18 protein-coding genes and 1 pseudogene are annotated in these 19,354 nt (G+C 42.7%); 10 read left to right on the forward strand and 9 right to left on the reverse strand.

Going from position 1 to position 19,354, the window contains the following annotated elements; genetic code table 11:
- The first annotated feature begins 46 nt into the window (after window positions 1-46).
- On the forward strand, window positions 47-1,159 hold the full coding sequence (locus tag AC3IRT_RS04990) for a DEAD/DEAH box helicase (RefSeq protein ID WP_489395333.1): 1,113 nt from the start codon (window positions 47-49) through the stop codon (window positions 1,157-1,159).
- A 107-nt stretch (window positions 1,160-1,266) separates the two neighbouring features.
- Here the strand turns inward: AC3IRT_RS04990 and AC3IRT_RS04995 are convergent, their stop codons facing one another.
- The 4 genes from AC3IRT_RS04995 to AC3IRT_RS05010 form a co-directional block, all read right to left on the reverse strand.
- The gene (locus tag AC3IRT_RS04995) at window positions 1,267-1,698 is read right to left on the reverse strand and encodes a cold-shock protein (RefSeq protein WP_489395334.1); all 432 of its coding nucleotides are present in this window, start codon (window positions 1,696-1,698) and stop codon (window positions 1,267-1,269) included.
- A 299-nt stretch (window positions 1,699-1,997) separates the two neighbouring features.
- Entirely contained in the window at window positions 1,998-2,471 is a 474-nt protein-coding gene (locus tag AC3IRT_RS05000) for a PA2169 family four-helix-bundle protein (protein ID WP_489395335.1), read from the reverse strand.
- Between the two features lie 126 nt (window positions 2,472-2,597).
- On the reverse strand, window positions 2,598-3,671 hold the full coding sequence (locus AC3IRT_RS05005; protein WP_489395336.1) for an NADH:flavin oxidoreductase/NADH oxidase: 1,074 nt from the start codon (window positions 3,669-3,671) through the stop codon (window positions 2,598-2,600).
- A gap of 41 nt (window positions 3,672-3,712) precedes the next feature.
- Window positions 3,713-4,759, reverse strand: coding sequence for an NAD(P)-dependent alcohol dehydrogenase (locus AC3IRT_RS05010; RefSeq protein WP_489395337.1), 1,047 nt, complete (start codon window positions 4,757-4,759; stop codon window positions 3,713-3,715).
- Window positions 4,760-5,016: 257 nt separating this feature from the next.
- Between AC3IRT_RS05010 and AC3IRT_RS05015 the strand changes: the two genes are divergently transcribed.
- On the forward strand, window positions 5,017-5,736 hold the full coding sequence (locus AC3IRT_RS05015) for a ferritin-like domain-containing protein (RefSeq protein WP_489395338.1): 720 nt from the start codon (window positions 5,017-5,019) through the stop codon (window positions 5,734-5,736).
- Window positions 5,737-5,759: 23 nt separating this feature from the next.
- Complete coding sequence (locus tag AC3IRT_RS05020) at window positions 5,760-6,593, forward strand: ferritin-like domain-containing protein (RefSeq protein ID WP_489395339.1); 834 nt, start codon at window positions 5,760-5,762, stop codon at window positions 6,591-6,593.
- Window positions 6,594-6,827: 234 nt separating this feature from the next.
- Here the strand turns inward: AC3IRT_RS05020 and AC3IRT_RS05025 are convergent, their stop codons facing one another.
- From AC3IRT_RS05025 to AC3IRT_RS05035, 3 genes are read right to left on the reverse strand one after another with little or no spacing between them, the layout of a single operon-like run.
- Window positions 6,828-7,646 carry an anti-sigma factor gene (locus AC3IRT_RS05025; protein ID WP_489395340.1) on the reverse strand — a complete coding sequence of 273 codons (819 nt, stop codon included), beginning with the start codon at window positions 7,644-7,646 and terminating at the stop codon, window positions 6,828-6,830.
- A gap of 5 nt (window positions 7,647-7,651) precedes the next feature.
- Entirely contained in the window at window positions 7,652-7,810 is a 159-nt protein-coding gene (locus AC3IRT_RS05030; protein ID WP_489395341.1) for a sigma factor-like helix-turn-helix DNA-binding protein, read from the reverse strand.
- Entirely contained in the window at window positions 7,807-8,217 is a 411-nt protein-coding gene (locus tag AC3IRT_RS05035) for an RNA polymerase sigma factor (protein WP_489395342.1), read from the reverse strand. Before AC3IRT_RS05035 ends, AC3IRT_RS05030 begins: the two co-directional genes overlap by 4 nt.
- A 137-nt stretch (window positions 8,218-8,354) precedes the next feature.
- On the opposite strand from AC3IRT_RS05035, the gene msrB reads away from it, so the two are divergent.
- Entirely contained in the window at window positions 8,355-8,894 is a 540-nt protein-coding gene (msrB, locus tag AC3IRT_RS05040; protein ID WP_489395343.1) for a peptide-methionine (R)-S-oxide reductase MsrB, read from the forward strand.
- 86 nt (window positions 8,895-8,980) lie between these two features.
- Complete coding sequence (locus AC3IRT_RS05045) at window positions 8,981-9,544, forward strand: fasciclin domain-containing protein (protein ID WP_489395344.1); 564 nt, start codon at window positions 8,981-8,983, stop codon at window positions 9,542-9,544.
- 81 nt (window positions 9,545-9,625) lie between these two features.
- Here AC3IRT_RS05045 and pafA read toward each other — a convergent pair whose 3' ends face one another.
- Together pafA and AC3IRT_RS05055 are read right to left on the reverse strand one after the other, a co-directional pair.
- Entirely contained in the window at window positions 9,626-11,272 is a 1,647-nt protein-coding gene (gene pafA / locus AC3IRT_RS05050) for an alkaline phosphatase PafA (RefSeq protein WP_489395345.1), read from the reverse strand.
- A gap of 189 nt (window positions 11,273-11,461) precedes the next feature.
- On the reverse strand, window positions 11,462-11,674 hold the full coding sequence (locus AC3IRT_RS05055) for a hypothetical protein (RefSeq protein WP_489395346.1): 213 nt from the start codon (window positions 11,672-11,674) through the stop codon (window positions 11,462-11,464).
- A gap of 1,318 nt (window positions 11,675-12,992) precedes the next feature.
- Between AC3IRT_RS05055 and AC3IRT_RS05060 the strand changes: the two genes are divergently transcribed.
- From AC3IRT_RS05060 to AC3IRT_RS05080, 5 genes and pseudogenes are all read left to right on the forward strand, one after another.
- On the forward strand, window positions 12,993-13,727 hold the full coding sequence (locus AC3IRT_RS05060; protein WP_489395347.1) for a histidine kinase: 735 nt from the start codon (window positions 12,993-12,995) through the stop codon (window positions 13,725-13,727).
- Between the two features lie 123 nt (window positions 13,728-13,850).
- Window positions 13,851-14,084 carry a hypothetical protein gene (locus tag AC3IRT_RS05065; protein ID WP_489395348.1) on the forward strand — a complete coding sequence of 78 codons (234 nt, stop codon included), beginning with the start codon at window positions 13,851-13,853 and terminating at the stop codon, window positions 14,082-14,084.
- Window positions 14,081-14,833, forward strand: coding sequence for a LytR/AlgR family response regulator transcription factor (locus tag AC3IRT_RS05070; RefSeq protein ID WP_489395349.1), 753 nt, complete (start codon window positions 14,081-14,083; stop codon window positions 14,831-14,833). The genes AC3IRT_RS05065 and AC3IRT_RS05070 overlap by 4 nt, the downstream gene beginning before the upstream one ends.
- Before the next feature lie 132 nt (window positions 14,834-14,965).
- On the forward strand, window positions 14,966-16,108 hold the full coding sequence (locus tag AC3IRT_RS05075) for an efflux RND transporter periplasmic adaptor subunit (RefSeq protein ID WP_489395350.1): 1,143 nt from the start codon (window positions 14,966-14,968) through the stop codon (window positions 16,106-16,108).
- 37 nt (window positions 16,109-16,145) lie between these two features.
- Window positions 16,146-19,291, forward strand: a pseudogene (locus tag AC3IRT_RS05080) (efflux RND transporter permease subunit).
- Window positions 19,292-19,354 lie beyond the last annotated feature (63 nt).

Here is a 19,354-nt window from a genome sequence, read left to right on the forward strand (position 1 = left end):
CGCCACGACTGGCAAGGACGGGTTCAACGTTCAACCACAGAAATAAATGACATTTGATGAATTAGGATTAATTGATCCTATAAAAAAAGCCTTGAAAGAGGTGAATTATGCGCAAGCTACTGCCATACAAGAGCAGGCGATTCCAGTAATCCTAGCAGGTAATGATTTAATTGGTTGTGCGCAGACCGGAACCGGGAAGACAGCTGCATTTGCTATTCCGATCGTCCAATTGCTTAGCCAAGTTACGTCCACGAATCACAATGGCATAAAAGCCTTGGTATTAGCTCCGACGCGTGAGTTAAGTATACAAATCGGAGAAAGCTTTGCTACGTTTAGCAAGTTTACTAAGTTGAAACATACGGTGATTTTTGGTGGCGTTTCTCAGTCCAAGCAAGTCGATGCTATCAAACGTGGCGTCGATATCGTTGTGGCTACACCAGGCCGTCTTTTAGATTTGATGAACCAAGGTTTGGTAAAATTAAACCAAGTACAATACTTGGTACTAGATGAGGCAGATAGTATGTTAGATATGGGTTTTATCCACGATATCAAACGTGTTTTGAAGCAGGTGCCAGCCAAGCGGCAGACCTTGTTTTTATCCGCTACCATGCCTTCTGCTATTCGCACGTTTGCTAGTACGATCTTACAGCAGCCGAAAGAGATTTCTGTATCTCCCGTTTCTTCCACAGCAGAGACCGTAAAGCAAGCCATCTACTTTGTAGAAAAGACCGATAAGGTAGATTTTCTATTGCGATTAGTAAAGAGAAAAAATATTACGCAATCTTTAGTGTTCACACGCACGAAGCATGGTGCCGATCGTTTGGTAAAGAAATTGTCCAAGCATGGTATTACTGTGGCAGCGATACATGGTAATAAATCCCAAAATGCGCGCCAGAAAGCGTTAGGAGATTTTAAAGCGGGTAAGATTAACATCTTAATTGCAACGGATATTGCAGCGCGAGGTATCGATATTCATGAATTGCCATACGTGATTAATTACGATTTGCCTGCCGATTCGGAAACTTATGTACACCGTATTGGTCGTACGGGCCGTGCCGGTAAAGGTGGGATCGCACTATCGTTTTGTAGTCAAGAGGAACGCAGCGTGCTGAAAAGTATTCAGAAGTTGATCGGATTCCAGATAGAAGAAGGTAAATAATTACAATCTCCTACGAGAAAAGCCCCGATAAGTATATTACTTATCGGGGCTTTTAAATTTATATAGCAAATGCATGTTAGTGCATCTGATGAGTAACCAGCGAAGGGTTAACTCTGTAGCTCGACTTCGGTGATTTGATTACCTTGTTTGCTTCGCGCGTATTTAAACTTCACCTTGTCACCGATCTTTAGATCGATGCCAGCTAGGCGATCGTTAAAATAAATTGTTTCACTCGTTTCGTTGTCACGAATGAAACCGTATCTTCCGGCATCATTGAAATAAGAAACTTTACCGAAGTGTTCAACTTCTGTAGGGTCAGCAGGGCGTTGCAAATCCTCTTCTTTGAATTTGTACGTCGTCTCTGGCGGAGTATTGGAGATATTACCAAACTCATCAACATAGGCAAACATTTCTTCTAGTTCTTTTCCTTTGTTGTTGTTCGATTTATTGTACTCTCGCTTCTCCAACTTTTCTTTTTTCTTTAGTTGTTGCTTTTTAGCGCGTTCTTTCTTTTTGAATGTGAGCTGATTTCTTGACATATATGGATTTAAGTGAAACAATAATGAAATCGTCAACATTATGATGATGCTGACTAATCCCGTGTCCTAGCTAGTCTAGCTGGACTATCCTGAGGTGTTAGGACAAAGGTACGGAATTTCTGGTAAATTTCCTAACTAGCAAGCGGAGATTGATTTATGTGAGTATAGGGAATTGAGAAATATTCGAAAATATGAATCGGCCTAATAATCACCTATTAGGCCGATAGTATGGGGGTAAAGTGTATAAGAATCTGATCAGTTGCCAATGATCACAGTCTTGCAGAATAGCTGCTATACGATCACGCGTTTACACGTGCATTGTCGTGCAGCATTTTGATATGATCGTAGGCAGCACGCTGCTCCTGACTTTGGCGCAATAGCATTTCGTAAATGGGATTGTCTACGCCAATTTCATTTTCAATGAAGTTGGTGTAGACGTTGATGAATTCATCTTCGCCACGCGCTGCTAACTCCAATATATTCGCGCGATCTGCAGAAGTAAGGGCAGTTTTTAGAGTCATCCAAGCGCGGAATATTTTTCCGCTAAGTCGTGTATGCCCAGTTAATTCTTGCCCGATTTGCAATACTAGCGGCGCAATCTCTGCTTTGAAATCGGACGATTGATCCCTGTATTTTTCAAATATAGTGCGTAGATCGGTATGCTGACCTCCAGGTAGCAATTCGATCGCTTTGCTATAACCTTCGATACGATCATTATTGATCTCTACCAAATCGTGTAAAATGTCTAATGGCTCTCTCGTTGACTCTTGCATATATTTCAATTGTTTAACGTGTATTTCTATAAGGACAATCTTACCTCTTATTAGTTTTTATCCTGCGAGGGATTGCGTATAATCTCGGGCCGGAAACGTGTTTTCAGACGTAAGTTCCCGAGGTAATTAGATATACGCGCGCGTGTACTGTACCGGTGGATTTACTTTTTCTCCCAACTCTGCAGCAGCTGCTAATGGGAAGTAAGGATTTCTCAACAACTCTCTCGCAAAGAAGACAAGATCAGCATCGCCATTCACTAAAATCGTTTCCGCTTGCTGGGCATTGGTAATCATACCGACCGCGCTGACGACCGCACTGTGACCAAGTAACTGCTTTAAGGCACTTGCCAACGGTACTTGATAGCTGGGGCCGACTGGGATTTGAACGCCTCCAACAACTCCACCACTAGATACATCAATAATATCCACACCTGCCTCAACCAGTTTTCCGGTCAACCATTTAGAATCTTCGATAGTCCATCCCTCATCCGACCAATCCGTAGCAGAAATACGTACAGATATCGGAAGATCGGCTGGCCATTCTTCTTGTACAGATGCGATAATATCAAGGAGAAACTTGGCGCGATTTTCTATACTTCCGCCATAAGAATCGTTCCGCTTGTTGGACAGAGGAGATAGAAATTCATTGATCAAATATCCGTGAGCGCTATGTATTTCTATCCATTCAAATCCTGCTTGCAATGCTCTTTTTGCCGCGGCTTTAAAATCTTCCTGTAACTGCTGGATGTCTTCGATCGTCATTTCTCTAGGCGTAGGCATGTGCGCCGAAAATGCAATCGCCGAAGGCGCCAAGAGAGTCCAGCCGCCCTCTTCTTCGGTGTGCAGGGTTTTGCTCTGATCACCAGCTACCCAAGTACTTCCTTTGCGGCCAGCATGCGCCAGTTGGATCGCAGGAACTGCGCCATGGTCTTTGATGAATTTGGCAATACGAGAAAGGCCTTCTACGTGGCCGTCTTTATAAATGCCAAGGTCGCCGACGGATATGCGTCCATCCGCGCGTACGGCAGAAGCCTCTAACATCACCGTGCCAGCGCCGCCCATCGCCCGCGTACCATAATGTACCAAGTGCAAATCTGTCGCAAATCCATCTTCAGACGAATACATACACATCGGAGAGGTCACGATTCGGTTTTTTAGTGTGATGGATTTTATCGTTATTGGGCTAAATAATAATGACATGAATATAATTTATTATTAAAAATTATGCACTAATAAGTGCCTTACAATGTTGCCAAGTCGATTACAAAGCGATACTTGACGTCATTTTTTTCCATTCGCTCGTACGCTTGATCGATATAATCGATATCGATCACTTCTACATCAGAAACAATATTATGTTCACCACAAAAGTCAAGCATCTCTTGTGTTTCGGCGATGCCGCCAATCGAAGATCCGCTAAGACTATTTCTTCCTCCAATTAAGGAGAATGGCGGAATTTGTGCTGGTTTGGAAGGTACACCGACGCAGATATGTGTGCCATTTGTTTTGAGTAAGGACATATAAGCTGCAATGTCGTGCTCGGCACTTACGGTGTCTAAAATAAAATCAAAAGATCTTCTTGCGGCCTTGAACTGTTGCTCATCGGTGGTTACGATAAAGTGGTGTGCACCCAAACGCTTCGCATCTTCCCGTTTGCCTTCAGAAGTACTCAATACCGTTACCTCAGCGCCAAAAGCAACACCAAACTTGACAGCCATGTGGCCTAAGCCACCAAGACCAAGAACGGCTAGCTTTGTTCCTTTTCCTACTTTCCAATGGCGAAGTGGGGAATACGTGGTAATACCTGCACACAATAATGGTGCTGTGGCCTCTACAGGTAAGTTTTCTGGAACACGCAATACAAATTCTTCTTTGACAACGATGGTTTTAGAATAACCACCGTACGTAGGCATTCCATCGGTGTATTTGTTAACACTGTTGTAGGTTTGTATGTTTCCTTTGGCACAGTATTGTTCTTCGCCGTCTTCGCAACTTTCACATTTACCACACGAGTCCACCATACAACCCGTACCCACTAAGTCACCCACTTTGAATTTGCTCACTTGATCGCCTACTTTAGCAACGCGCCCTACAATTTCATGTCCGGGTACCATCGGGTATAAGCCTTTGAACCAGTCGTCGCGTATTTGATGTAGATCAGAATGGCATACGCCACAGTATAAAATATCGAACTGTACGTCATTCGGACTCAAATCTCTGCGCTCAAAATCCCAAGCTACTAATTTCTCTCCCGCTTTAAGTGCGGCATAACCTTTTGTTGCTATCATGTTTATCTCTTTTTATCTGTACAAATTAATACATGTTTAACCATTAATACCAAATTTTAGTTTGCATTGCTGCACGACTAATTCCTCCAAATGCTATATGCTAAGTTCAGCAATACTATCTTTTTTAAAAATAAATACTGCCTTTTTGATACTGCCAAGGCAGATTGTAAGAAATAATCACCAATGTGAAAATCCAAGTTAGGGGGTTTAATCGTAGATGTCATAAAACTATCATATTAAAACTAAAATATATTGTCATGAAAGAAACGAACGCATTAAAAGACCAATTGTATGCGGAGGAATCCGATCATACAAGCAAAGGGCTTCAGAGAAGAAATTTTTTGAAACTAGCTGGTGGTGGTCTCGCTGGTGTTGCCTTACTAAATTTTGCTAGTTGTGCTAAAGATGATGGCCCAGATGATATGAATGGCAACGGCTTGTATTTCGGTAGCGGTGATATCGCTATACTGAACTACGCTTATGCCTTAGAGCAATTGGAAGCGGCATTCTATATCGAGGTGGCCAACAAACCTTACTCTGGAATGTCTGATCTAGAAAAGCAATTGCTTACCGATGTACGCGACCATGAGGTAGCACATCGCGAATTTTTTAAAGCTGCCTTGGGTAGAGGAGCGATTAATTCCTTAGAATTTGATTTCTCTGCGGTAAACTTCTCAAGTAGAGATAGCGTATTAGGTACGGCTAAGGTTTTCGAAGATTTAGGGGTATCTGCATATAATGGTGCGGGCTGGTTAATCAAAGATGAGCAGTACCTGTTATTGGCCGGTAAGATCGTATCTGTAGAAGCACGTCACGCTGCGGTAATCCGCGATTTGATTAGCAATGGATCATTTGCGAATAGCGAAGTGATTGATAGCAATGGTTTGGATGTTTCCAATAGCCCGACCAAAGTGTTGCAAGCTGCAGCACCGTTCATCAAATCGAAAGTAGATGTTCGCGATTTACCAACTTATTAATTTCTAACTACACACAGAACGTCATGAATTTACAAAATATTTTTGAGTCTATTTCTCAGGTAGATCCTGAGTTCAACGAACGAATCAGCCCACGTCGTCAGGCGATTCGCAATATGTTCAATCTTGGACAAAAAGTGTCATTGGCAGCACTACCTTTAGCCGTTACCGCTTTATTTAATAAAGCATACGGACAATCTGCACCGACTGATGTGAATGGTGTATTGAACTATGCACTTACGCTGGAATATCTAGAGGCGGAATATTATACTATCGGGTCAAACACCGGTGGTTTGATTCCATCGGGTGCTCCGAGCCAAGCAATTATTACTATTCGTGATCACGAAGTGGCACACGTAGAATTTCTTAAGGGTGTGTTAGGATCGAATGCCGTGGCGAAGCCAACCTTTGACTTTACAGCTGGTGGTGCTTTTGCAAATGTATTCAGTGATTATGATACGTTTTTAGCACTGGCGCAAGCTTTTGAAGACACAGGCGTACGTGCTTATAAAGGCCAAGCTGGTATTCTGAAAGGCAATCGCGTGGTATTGACAGCTGCTTTGCAGATTCACTCTGTGGAAGCGCGCCAAGCAGCACATGTGAGATCTATGCGTAGAGCGCGTGGTGGTGCAGCAGCAAACCAAAAACCATGGATTACAGGAGCTAACGATTCTGGAATCGGAGCGGCAGTAGATCCGGTATACGCTGGGGAAGATAATTTGGAACAAGGTGGTGTGAATATTACCACATTGACCGGAGTAAGCGGTCGATTCACGCCAGCTATTGCTACACAGTCTTTTGACGAACCATTAACAGCACCAGCTGTATTAGATATCGCTTCGCTTTTTATTCAAGCATAAGCGTATAAAGTATATAGGTTTTAGATTATTGGGAGGGGGATGTAAGTGTAAGGTCTGTTTCATATCGAAACAGACCTTTTTGCTGTTTATTGAGGCAGCAATCTACATTACAAAATGAATATGATAGTTCGGGCAAATATTAAGATAGCTGTATTCAGCGCCAAACGGTAATACAAGATGATAAACTCCTATTCTGGCCGAATAGAGTATTGAATTACCACTTAAGAAAAGAAATTAGATTTGCCCGATCACACGCAATTCAGCAAGATTAGGGGATGGGCTACCACCTTTATCTTCTAATGTGATCGCAAATGCTTGGGCATTGGAGATGGATTTCATCGCATGCATCAAGTCGCCTTTTTCTAAAGGAACAACACCAGCATCGATCGGTTGGCCATCTAGCAAAGCCCACAGTTGGTATTGCTTGCCTTCGGGCGCATTTGGCAATTTGTCGGCCATCAAGTACACCTTACTCTCTGCTTTATTCCAAAGTACGACAGCACTCAATTGCGGATTAGTTTCCACGCCAGCCAAGGAAATCATACTTACAGCAGGATTTTGCAAAATATCTAAACTGTTGTATGCATCTGCTAATAGTAGTTCAGAGGATTTGTTTTTGGTTTCTATTTGTGCCATCGCTGCATCCGTCGCGGTACGTTGCTGGTATAGATAGGCATTGTATCCTACACTGCAAACTAATAGAGCAGTAGCGGCAATAGCCCACGGACTTAATTGTATCACGCGGCGATTTGGTTCAGCGCTCGTCACGGCAGGTACTGCTGCGATTTCTTCTGTATCTAAAGAATCTTGGGTTGGATTATTATTTTCTTGCTGCTCGATGCTAGCCCATATCGTCTCCCGTAATTCGGCAGGCGGTGCAGCCGCTTGTAGAAACGCAGTATCTTCAAATAAGATCTCTACTTCCCGGATAGCCGCTTCTACTTCAGGATGTTTGTTGCGCACACAATCCAGTATGCTCACTTCCTCTTCGGTAGCGATACCTAGAACGTACGATTCTATGATTCCTGACGATATGTATTCTTTAATGTCCACTGCTATTATTGATATTCATTCAATACTACTTTTAGCTGTAACAGTGCTGCTCGCACCCGAGTCTTCACGGTTCCGATAGGCAAATCTAACTCTTCAGCGATTTCCTTTTGGGTATACCCTTGGTAGTAAGCCAAATCAATGAGCTTTCTCCATTCTGGCTTCAATTTGTGATCACATCTTGAAGTCCAATCAGATCCGTTTTTTCTTGAGGTTCTGTCACAGCATAATTCGAACTCTCAGACCTATTTACGACATCGGGAAGCGATTGGTTTTTTTGTTCGTTCTTTACTCCCTTAGATTTGATATAATCAATCGCCGCATTGCGGGCAATATTCAGCATCCAGGTGTAAACACGCCCTTTTTGTTCATCGAATTGCTCGATGTGATTCCATATTTTTACGAATACATTTTGAATCACCTCATCCGCATAATTCTTGTGCAAGACGATCCGAATCACCACACCATACAACGCGCCAGAGTAACTATCATAAAGATAGTTGAATGCTCGGCGATCTCTTTTTTGGAGCAAACTGATTAGCGTTTCTTCGGAAAGATGTGTAATGGGGCTCAATCAAATTGTATTTGTCTCAAATGTATGCATTACTTATTAAAAGTCAAGGGATCGCAGAATTTTCTTTCGGAATAAACCAATGCAGCAAAACCTTATCCAACGATGGTACGTATATGATAGATAAAAAAGGAAAAGATATGAGAGTAAGTAATTTAAATTCGGTGGCGGCTGTATTGCTGCTGCTGGCTGTGTTTTTTATGACTGGGACGGTACAGGTACAGGCGCAGTCGGAGAATAATCCATACTACAGTCGTACTGATATAAAGAAAATTAAGGTGTCGAATGCCGAATGGAAAAAGATCCTTCCACCGGATCTGTACGCCGTAGCGCGCGAAGGCGCTACAGAACGCGCTTTTACTGGCAAGTACACGGATCTGGATGCGCCAGGTACGTATTATTGCGCCGTATGTGGCAATCAACTGTTTCGAGCTGACGCCAAATTTGCTTCTACCTGTGGCTGGCCATCTTTTTACGAGCCGGTGCGCAAGAAATCCGTTATTTATTTGCAGGATCTATCGCATGGCATGGATCGTACAGAAGTACAATGTGGTCGATGCGAATCGCACTTAGGTCATATCTTCGATGATGGACCCGAACCAACAGGAAAACGCTATTGCATGAATTCTATTAGTTTAGATTTTGAGCCTGATGCTAAGGCGGTTGCCCAGAAAAAATAAAAAAAGTGAACCTTTTTACATCCAAGTTCCACAAGTTGTCGTAGATGAGAGAAAGAGGTTTAAAATTTATACTTAATCATCATACCATGAAAAAAGCAACATTATTTAGTGCAGCGTTATTAGCCCTAGCACTTACACACCAAGCAACAGATGTACAGGCACAGCAAAAAGAAAAAACAGTAACTGTAGGTGGAGCTCCGATGTATCCTTCTAAAAATATCATAGAAAATGCGGTAAATTCTAAAGATCATACCACTTTGGTGGCAGCAGTAAAAGCAGCTGGATTAGTAGAAACATTATCAGGTAAAGGTCCTTTCACCGTTTTTGCACCAACGAATGCGGCATTTAACATGCTTCCAGCGGGTACGGTAGAAAACTTAGTGAAGCCAGAAAACAAGGCAACATTGACCAATATCTTGACATACCATGTCGTTGCTGGAAATTTAGATGGCAAAGCTATTTGGGAAATGTTGGATAAAGATGGTAAAGCTGCATTGACCACGGTACAAGGAGAGAAACTGACCGTATGGAAAAAAGGTAAAGACTTGTACATCAAAGATAGCAAAGGCGGCGACGCAAAAATTACGATCTCTGATGTGCACCAATCTAATGGTGTGATTCACGTGATAGATCACGTATTGATGCCCTAACGGTAAAATATAATTGGTCGATTGTGTTTGAATATTACATGTGTGAAGCCTCCATCGTTTTCGATGGAGGCTTTCTTTATGCTAATGAGTTAATACTTCGGTAATCGGCTTGCCAATGCTACCATTGGGTTCCATAATATGGAGCAATGATGAAATGGTTGGAGCGATGTCGATGATTTCTACCGGTCGGTTGCTTTTTCCTTGCGGAATTCCCCAGCCCATAAAGATCAGCGGAATATGCGAATCATACGGCGACCACACGCCGTGCGTCGTGCCCGGCGAACGCGGTGTGCCTGCATACCATTGCGGCTCGACTACAATTTGTATAGATCCACTTCTTTTGCGGTTGTATCCGTTGATGACTTTCTCGCGCAGCGGCGCAGGGAGCAACATATTTTGGTTGCCTTCCAGATCAATCACATAAGCAATGCCCTCTTCCTTGTTCAAAGTCTTGATGATGCGGTTTCTGATCGCCTGTGAATCAAACTGCAGTGAATCGATCAAGGTGTTGTTCAGATGCACCTGATAATTGGTCAAGCTAATTACCAAATTATCCACACCAGTTTCTTCTTTCAGCTCGCTATTCAGCTTGCGCTGGATTTGGCGAGCGAATAAATATCCACCACTTCCTTTTTGATCAGTATAATACAAGGGGTTGTACGATACGGCATGATCCGCCGTTAGGAAAAAGGTATAATTGCCTTCGCCTACCGTTTCATCCAAATGTTTTAAAAACTCTGCGATGTCCTGATCTAGTCTGAGGTAAGTATCTTCAATCTCTACAGAAGATAAGGAATAGCGATGGCCAATGTAATCTGTCGCCGACAAACTCACACAAAGGAAATCCGTTTGTGCATCAGGGTTATTACCCAATTGCTCATTCTTAATCGCCTCTTTCGCAAAATCTAACGTAAATGTATTGCCCTGTGGCATCGTTTTAATCAACTCAAGACCAGCGTCTTTGACTAATTCAGAGGTTTTTCTTGGGAATACAGGTTTTTCTTCGCCTGGCCAAGTACCTTCATAGATGTTGTCGTCTGCAATACTATTCACATACGTATCGACAGGGTACAAGGTATTCCAGTCCTGCTTGATATACTTTGTGGCCAAATCCTGTCCGTTGAATTTATTGACCCAATTTGGTAATGCATCCATGTAAAAGGTGCTGGAAATCCAATTGCCCGATTTGCTATCAAACCAATAAGCGGCATTGGCAAGATGTCCGGCAGGCAAGATGCCGCCACGATCTTTGATCGAGATTCCGACCACTTTTGATCGGAAGTTACTCGCCAAGCGTAATTCATCCGTCACGGTCGAAGCCAAAAGGTTTCGTGGCGATTGCCTGCCTTCGCTTCCGTCTGTGCCTAATCCTTTCACCAAATCATCTTGCGTGCAATACATCGGTTGGCCAGTAGCTTGCTCAATCCAATCATTGCCCGCAATGCCATGAATGGAAGGGACCGATCCGGTGTATACCGAACTGTGCCCGATCGCAGTAAAGGTAGGCACGTAATTGATCAACGTATTTTCACAGGAAAATCCTTGTTTTAATAATCTCTTAAATCCATCATCTCCATAACGATCGGCAAAGCGATATAGGTAATCCCATCGCATCTGATCGACCATAAGGCCAACGACGAGTTTGGGGCGTTCTACTTGTGCATTAGCAAAGGAAGTGATGCTGCAGACTAGGGCATAGCAGAAAAGAAGGAATGCTGTTTTTTTCATAATTGTGAATACCAGAATCAATGAGCCAGCAAATTTAACAAATCTTTTGTGATCGGTTTAAAAGGCTTTGTCACGATATAGACGGCAAACGGTATTCACAGAAGGTCCGTATGAAATCTTCTAAATAGGGGTTAGATGAAAGTTTCTGATCCCGGCTTTTTCAGAAAAATAGCAAGATGAGCAAATGGATTACATACGTGGTGATTCTGGCCGGTTGTAGTCGACCGAATCGCTGGTAAGCGAATCTAATTGCAAGCTATCAGGCTGCGCAGGTGTTTGGTCGAATGGTTCATTCTCTTGCTGTGTTTGATTATGTTTTTTGTGCTTATCTTCTGCCTGATTGCACGAGTTGGCCAAGCCAAGGAACAGTGCTAAAATGAAAAAGAAATTGGTGCTCTTCATAATGTTATCAATTAATGTAAAACGGATAGGTAGTACATTGGACAGAACAAATAGCCTCGAAAAATGTTGTTTTAAAGGCAAAAAAAAGGTTTTCAAACGGGGAGAATGAAAACCTTTACTAACCAATTATAAACCTAAATTATGATGACACAAAGATAGTGTAAAAAATACACTATGCAAATTTTTTTAAATTTTTTTTCAGAATGTATCAAATTCACCATTAGATAGAATGGTGTAAAACACAGAATTCTGCTGATCGCAGGTTCTCAGATAAGTCTCTATAAATTGCTGATCACGTCATCATTAAATATTCCTTGCTGATTTTAATCAGCAAGGAATATTTTTCAAATTATTCTACCTACTATTTGGCTAAAGACACTGAACATCCCCTCTGGCGAAGACAATCGTTAAATGCTTGATCGGCAACTCTTCTCGCTTCGAGTCGGAGATACTCAGGTACAGCGTAACTCCACGGTCGATCATATCCAAGGTTATTGAGATATCCCTCATACACGAGATTCCATTGCACATCGCAATAAGCAACACTTCCCCTAGGACAATCAGCTGCTATAACCTTTGATTTTGCGCTAGTCAGGCATACTAACGTTAGCGATAGTAATGCTACAGATAAAAGATTTTTCATGATAATTTCTTTTTAGTTTATCAATATTTAAATTTAGTCAAAAAAATCTCATCATTATGTAAAAAAAAGTAGTAATTAGTAAAAATAGTGCTTTTTCGATTCTGAATTGCCCATTTTACTCTGTAACAACACGGCGAGTTATGCATTGCCAACCTGTTTCATTTTAAATAAATTTCTGTCTGATATCTAAATTGAAGTGTAAGACTGCATACCAGCCACTTTATAATAGCAGATTTGAGGGCTATCTATGCAGCAAATATTAAAGGGAAATCATGTCATACATGGAATGCGTTGATTGATCCAATTGGCTAGAATCATGAGAAGGTATATCAATTCACCATCTTCTCAAAAGACAAAAGTCATCCGGGGGGTGGATGACTGATGCTTATTATATGCTGTGTAAAAAAATGTGCTTGTTTTGAGGTAAGAATCACAAACTCGATGCCATCAATATTTGTAAATGTATTAACACGTATTATTTACCTTTCAATGGCGTATTAACCGCTGTGTATAAGTACAAATACATGTGAATTCCATGACGCTTCAGATGAATTCTACTCGTATTCAGTATGTGAATTAGGTGTTTTAGCCAAATTAGGACGTCTGCATGACATTAAATTCGCAAATTTGTATCCTTATGATGGATGTAAATCTTAGAAAAAATCAATTCGCCTAATGAATAGCACTAGAGAGAGCTTTTTGAATAATACATGGAAGCGAATTCTATTCGTGGGTTCAGCATATTTGCTGCTATACTTGGTCGTTTATCTGATGGATCCATTCTCTGATTATTGGGAGAATTTTTTTAATCGTCCTAGTGATCAAATTGCATTAGATCTCTTGACTTCCTTACTGTTTTGCTTTTTAATATCCGAATCGAGCATTCATATTGGCAAATGGTTAAATACAAAGATATCGTGGACACGAGATCCTGGGAAACGGTTTGCGGCAGAGACCATTATGAATTTGAGCGCTGTATTGCTCATCAATCAAGTCTTTAGTTTTATATGTCCTTATCTATTTGGGGCGCAGCCAGTGGTCGAGAACAATCCTTTGACACTGGAAGCAGAAACACGAGAGATGATGCAATGGGTTTTAGTGAGTATCGTCATCTCTTTCATGATCATGGGTATCAATATCGGTAATTATCTGGTGGAGAACTGGAAGAATGAAGCTATTCGCTCTGCGGAACTCAGCCAAGTAGCTACGGAAGCGGAGTTACAATCGTTGAAGTTGCAGATCGATCCACATTTTGTATTTAATAATCTCAGTGTGCTTTCAGAATTAATTTTAGAGGATCAGCAGGTGGGATACGAGTATGCGGAGAACTTTAGTCGAATATACCGCTACCTCTTAGTCAACGCCAAGAAGGATATGCTGACACTTGAGGAAGAACTCAAATTCTTATAACCATATCGCTACCTTATTGGGCAACGCTTTGGCGAAGGCGTGCAGTTCGATATTCAAATAGATCCTAAATATTGTTCCTATAACTTGCCGCCACTCACCCTGCAACTGTTAGTCGAAAACGCCTTGAAACATAACCAGACAAATAAGAAAAAACCGCTTCAGATTAAAATATTCACGACGGATGCCGCGCAGTTACAAGTAGAAAATTCGCGCATGCCATTGAGTAAAGTGATTCCATCTTCTGGTATTGGTATTAAAAATATCAATCGCCGTTACAAGTTACTGTCTGCAGCAGCGCCTCATATTTATCAGGATGAACACATCTATACGGTAACTCTTCCATTGTTTAAACCATGAAAATACTCATCATCGAAGACGAAAAACCTAATGCGGATCGATTAAAGCGATTGCTAAAAGAACTTCGGCCACAGGCCGAAGTAGTAGCTGTACTGGAGTGCATATCCGACACGGTGGACTGGCTGTCCGCCAATCCTTGTCCAGATTTGATGCTGATGGATGTACGCCTTTCCGATGGCTTGAGTTTTGAAATCTTAGAGCGAGAGCCCATTAATTGTCCGATCATCTTCACCACAGCGTACGACGAGTACGCCGTGCGAGCTTTCAAACATAATAGTGTCGATTATTTGCTAAAACCGGTAGAGAAAGATGAATTGTCTGCCGCTCTGGACAAATTGGGATCGCAGCAGTCCAACGTATTGGATCAGTCTACTTTAGAAGGTTTGATGAACTTCTTTCAACCGAAGAAATTTCGCAAACGTTTTTTACTTCCATATAAGGATGGATACAAATCGATTCTGGTACAAGATGTCATCTTTTTTTATTCCGAATGGAAGATCACCCGAGCGCATCTTGCCGATGGTAATGAAGAAGTAATTCCGCTCACGATGGAAGAGTTGGAGCAACAGCTTGATCCCTCTATTTTCTTTCGTGCCAATCGCCAGTTTATCCTTTGTGTAGATGCGATCGGTCAAGTCCACAATTACTTTAATGGCAAGCTTAAAGTAGATATCAAGAATAATCCAGAGTTGGAGGTCGTCATTAGTCGAGAAAAGGCGTCCATCTTCAAAAACTGGTTGAATTACTAACCAGAATCGTGCCAAAGTTCGGAATCCTGCCCTTGTCGTTTTAGTACCTAAATATTACACTTCGGTAAACTTGACTGACATTTCCAATAACCTATTTGCTTAGTTTTGCAGTTCAAAATAGAATCTTACCTTATGAAAAAGCGTATTGTCGCGAACAGAATCGTCGTGCTTTTCACGATATGTATTGGAACTATAGGGCTGTTAATGTCCTGTGGAGCGCAAGAAGAATCAGCTCCGCCGCCTGCTACTCCTGATGTGGATTTCATGGAGCTGCACAATGGATCAGCAAAAGTAGAAAAGAAATATCCCGGATCGATTGAAGGTACCGTAAATGTGGATATTAAAGCACAGGTGAGTGGTTACCTAGATCAGATTTTTGTGCAAGAGGGTAGTTACGTCCAAAAAGGACAATCGCTATTTCGCATCAAAGCCGATGTATTCAATGAGCAAGTTAATAGCAGCCGCGCGGTATACGAAGCTGCGGTGGCGGCAGAGCAAAGTGCCAAGATTGAATTAGAAAAAGTACGTCCTTTGGTAGCTGGAAAAGTATATACCGAACTACAGCTCGAAGCAGCAGAGGCTAGCTATGCCGCTGCAAAGGCACAAGTATCGCAAGCGCGCTCGGCATTGGGATCTTCGGAGATCAATGCGGATTTCAGCCTGATCAAGGCGCCGGTAAGCGGTTATATCGGTCGTATTCCAAAGCGTATCGGAAACTTAGTTACACCAAACGACGCTACGCCAATGACGACCCTTTCGGAGATCAACGATGTGAATGTTTATTTCTCCTTGACCGAAGCCGACTTTATTCAATTTGTCAATACGAGTAAAGGCGACCAAGCGGTAGAATCTGTCCACTTCATTATGGCAGACGGTACCGCGTATGCGCATAGTGGACGTGTAGAAATCGCCAGTGGAAATATTGATCGTACAACAGGAAGTATCGCGATGAAAGCCACTTTCCCCAATCCAGACAAAGCCTTGCGCGCTGGTGGTGCCGGAAAAGTAGTGTTGACGCGTACCATATCCGAAGCGTTGACCATCCCAATGGCCAGTGTGCGTGATATTCAGGATCGCTTCTTCGTGTTTTCTTTAGCGGATAGCAATAAAGTAGTGATGAAACCCATCATGATTACGGGCAAGTCGGGCAACAGTTATATTGTGAAATCTGGCTTGGAGCATGGCGAAAAAATAGCACTAAACCGTATCGATGTGCTCCAAGAAGGTATGGTCGTTGCGCCACTGCTTTCGGCAGCAGACACGGTTGGAAAATAATATCTATCTCAAAACATAGTATAAAGAAATAGTATCCATGATACGAGGAATAATAGATCGGCCCGTGTTGGCTACGGTCATATCAGTAATATTCGTAATTCTGGGTGTAATTGGTTTGCTGCGTTTGCCGCAAACCCGATTCCCAGATATCGCACCGCCTACCGTACAGGTTTCAGGAAGTTATCCGGGCGGAAATAGTGAGACCGTTTTGCGCTCGGTCGTAACACCACTAGAAGAGCAAATCAACGGAGTAGAGAACATGGAATACATTAGCTCTACCGCCAGTAATGATGGTACATTCTCCGTGCGTGTAGTATTTAGGCAAGGTGTAGATCCCGATCAGGCCGCTGTAAACGTGCAAAACCGCGTGCAGCAAGCTACACCAATCTTGCCGCAAGAGGTAATCCGAATGGGATTGACCACCTCCAAGCAGCAAAATAGTATGATTATGATCTTCAGTGTATATACCGAAGATAATGATCGGTACGATGAGTTGTTTTTGCAGAATTATGCCAACATCAACTTGATTCCACAGATTAAACGGGTACCCGGAGTAGGGCAGGCACAAGTATTTGGTGCCAAAGATTACTCCATGCGCGTTTGGCTAAACCCACAAAAAATGTTTAGCTATAATCTGGTGCCAGAAGACGTGACAGCTGCTATTTCGAAGCAAAGTTTGGAGTCTGCTCCGGGTAAGCTGGGTGAAGAATCGGATGCGGCATTGGAATATGTGATTCGGTATAAGGGTAAAAAAACACAGCCAGAAGAATATGAGAACATCATCGTGAAACGTAATGGTGCCGACTTGGTACGGTTGAAGGATGTGGCTCGCGTCGAATTTGGATCCATCAGTTATAGTGGTGACAATCGATTCAACGGTAAGAATGGCGTCACCATCGCCATCTTGCAAACCTCAGGCTCGAATGCCAACGAGATCGAAATTGGTGTGCGTGAAGAATTGGCCAATGCGGCCAAACGATTTCCTCCGGGAATCAAACAAAGCACTTTGATGAGTACCAAAGATCGCTTAGATGAAGCGACAGGACAGGTGAAATCGACCTTGATTGAAGCCTTCTTACTAGTTTTCGTCGTCGTGTTCCTTTTCTTGCAAGATTGGAGATCCACCATTATTCCGGCTATTGCCGTTCCGGTGCGATTGTGGGTACGTTCTTCTTTTTGCTGGCCTTTGGTTTTACGATCAACATCCTGACTTTGTTTGCACTCGTGCTCGCTATTGGTATCGTGGTCGATGATGCGATCGTGGTGGTAGAGGCAGTGCATGGTAAGCTGGAAAGTTCTACTATGAATGCACGGGAAGCCACACACAGCGCAATGAGCGAAATCACCGGTGCGGTTATTTCGATCACCTTGGTCATGTCAGCGGTATTTATCCCGATTGGGTTTATGACCGGATCGTCGGGTATTTTCTACAAGCAGTTTGCCTACACGTTAGCGATCGCGATTATTATCTCGGCGATTAATGCCTTGACGTTGACTCCTGCATTGTGTGCTTTGTTGCTCAAAAACGAACATCATGGCGACGAAGAGACCGGCGAGAAAAAAGGATTTGGATCCCGTTTTTTCACCGCTTTCAATAGCAGCTTCAATCACATGACAAATCGTTATATCTTGGGTGTACAATTCTTGGCCAAGAAAAAATGGTTGGCTACCGGCTTGATCGCGATCATTACGGCAGGAGCAATCTATATGATGAATAGTACCTCGCGCAGTTTTGTGCCAATGGAAGATGATAATTTTATCGTCTATAGTTTGAGTATGCCTCCCGGAACGGCGCTAGATCGTACGACCAAAGTGGCCGAAAAAATCAACACCTTGCTGATGGACATGGAAGCGGTAGAGAGTAATTCGGGTATTACCGGTTTCAATATCTTGAGTAATAGTGCTGGACCGGCTTACGCTATGGGTTTCATTAAACTGAAGCAGAAAAAAGATCGTGGTGAGGTCAACGATATCGATGAGATTCTAGGCATTATTTCGCAGAAATTTGCAGGTGTGAAAGAAGGAACTATTATGGCTTTCCGTTCGCCACCAGTAGATGGTTATGGTATGACTTCCGGTGCGGAACTGGTCTTGCAAGATCGTATGGGTAATAATCCAACGGCGTTGAAAGCAAGAGCCGATGAAGTGATCGGGCAGATCATGCAACGGCCAGGTGTGCAATATGCGTACACGATGTTTAGAGCAGATTTCCCGCAATTCGAATTGGAAGTCGATGAAGAAAAAGCAGCACAAATAGGCGTGGATGTGAGTGCCATGTTGGGTACGATCCAAACGTATTTCGCCGGAGATCAGTCGTTGAACTTTACACGTTTCGGTAAGTTTTACCGCGTGAACATCAAAGCAGACGGTGTTTTTAGAACGGATGAAGAAGCATTCAACGAGATCTTTGTACGCAATGATGCTGGAGAGATGGTGCCCGTGAAATCGCTGGTGACCTTGAATAAAGTGTATGGACCAGAATCGGTGAACCGATATAACTTGTACAATTCGGTCACGATCAATGTGGTGGCCAACCCAGGTACCAGTAATGGTGCCATTATGGATGATTTGGAGCAAAATGTATTGAGCAAATTGCCAGGCGATTATAGCTTTGAGTGGACGGGTCTGAGTTTAGAAGAAAAATCAGCCGGCGGTCAAACTTTAGTGATCTTGATGCTGAGTATCCTATTCGTTTACTTTTTGCTATCCGCTCAGTACGAGAGTTACTTGCTGCCTTTGGCGGTATTGCTTTCCATTCCGACAGGTATCCTAGGTGCTTTCTTGGGCATACGAGCGATTGGCTTAGACAACAATATCTATGTGCAGGTCGGTCTGATTATGTTGATTGGTTTGCTGGCTAAGAATGCGATTTTGATTGTCGAGTTTGCGGTGCAACGCCGCAAAGCAGGACTTTCCATTTTAGAAGCAGCATTGGACGGGTCCAGAGCACGTCTTCGTCCGATTATCATGACTTCACTTGCTTTTATTGCGGGTATGATTCCGTTGATGTTGGCTACGGGAGGTTCTGCTGCCGGGAATAAATCGATCAGTACAGGCGCGGCGATGGGTATGTTGAGCGGTGTGGTATTAGGGGTTTTTGTGATCCCAATATTGTACATCTTCTTCCAGTACTTGCAAGAGTTGGTTTCTGGGAAACCTAAAATTACACCTACAAAAGATTAATGATGAAAGAGATCACGAAACATGTTCTTTCTGTCATGGGGATAGCCTTAGTGCTAACCTCAT

The organism is Sphingobacterium sp. KH_072, from assembly GCF_057837975.1.

Excerpts from the sequence above, each read along its gene's own strand:
- AC3IRT_RS05005 (WP_489395336.1), bottom strand. The coding sequence starts at position 3,671 with ATGTCATTATTATTTAGCCCAATAACGATAAAATCCATCACACTAAAA.
- AC3IRT_RS05015 (WP_489395338.1), top strand. The coding sequence starts at position 5,017 with ATGAAAGAAACGAACGCATTAAAAGACCAATTGTATGCGGAGGAATCC.
- AC3IRT_RS05020 (WP_489395339.1), top strand. The coding sequence starts at position 5,760 with ATGAATTTACAAAATATTTTTGAGTCTATTTCTCAGGTAGATCCTGAG.
- AC3IRT_RS05045 (WP_489395344.1), top strand. The coding sequence starts at position 8,981 with ATGAAAAAAGCAACATTATTTAGTGCAGCGTTATTAGCCCTAGCACTT.
- AC3IRT_RS05010 (WP_489395337.1), bottom strand. The coding sequence starts at position 4,759 with ATGATAGCAACAAAAGGTTATGCCGCACTTAAAGCGGGAGAGAAATTA.
- AC3IRT_RS04990 (WP_489395333.1), top strand. The coding sequence starts at position 47 with ATGACATTTGATGAATTAGGATTAATTGATCCTATAAAAAAAGCCTTG.
- AC3IRT_RS05060 (WP_489395347.1), top strand. The coding sequence starts at position 12,993 with ATGAATAGCACTAGAGAGAGCTTTTTGAATAATACATGGAAGCGAATT.
- pafA (WP_489395345.1), bottom strand. The coding sequence starts at position 11,272 with ATGAAAAAAACAGCATTCCTTCTTTTCTGCTATGCCCTAGTCTGCAGC.
- msrB (WP_489395343.1), top strand. The coding sequence starts at position 8,355 with ATGAGAGTAAGTAATTTAAATTCGGTGGCGGCTGTATTGCTGCTGCTG.
- AC3IRT_RS04995 (WP_489395334.1), bottom strand. The coding sequence starts at position 1,698 with ATGTCAAGAAATCAGCTCACATTCAAAAAGAAAGAACGCGCTAAAAAG.
- AC3IRT_RS05075 (WP_489395350.1), top strand. The coding sequence starts at position 14,966 with ATGAAAAAGCGTATTGTCGCGAACAGAATCGTCGTGCTTTTCACGATA.
- AC3IRT_RS05055 (WP_489395346.1), bottom strand. The coding sequence starts at position 11,674 with ATGAAGAGCACCAATTTCTTTTTCATTTTAGCACTGTTCCTTGGCTTG.
- AC3IRT_RS05070 (WP_489395349.1), top strand. The coding sequence starts at position 14,081 with ATGAAAATACTCATCATCGAAGACGAAAAACCTAATGCGGATCGATTA.
- AC3IRT_RS05000 (WP_489395335.1), bottom strand. The coding sequence starts at position 2,471 with ATGCAAGAGTCAACGAGAGAGCCATTAGACATTTTACACGATTTGGTA.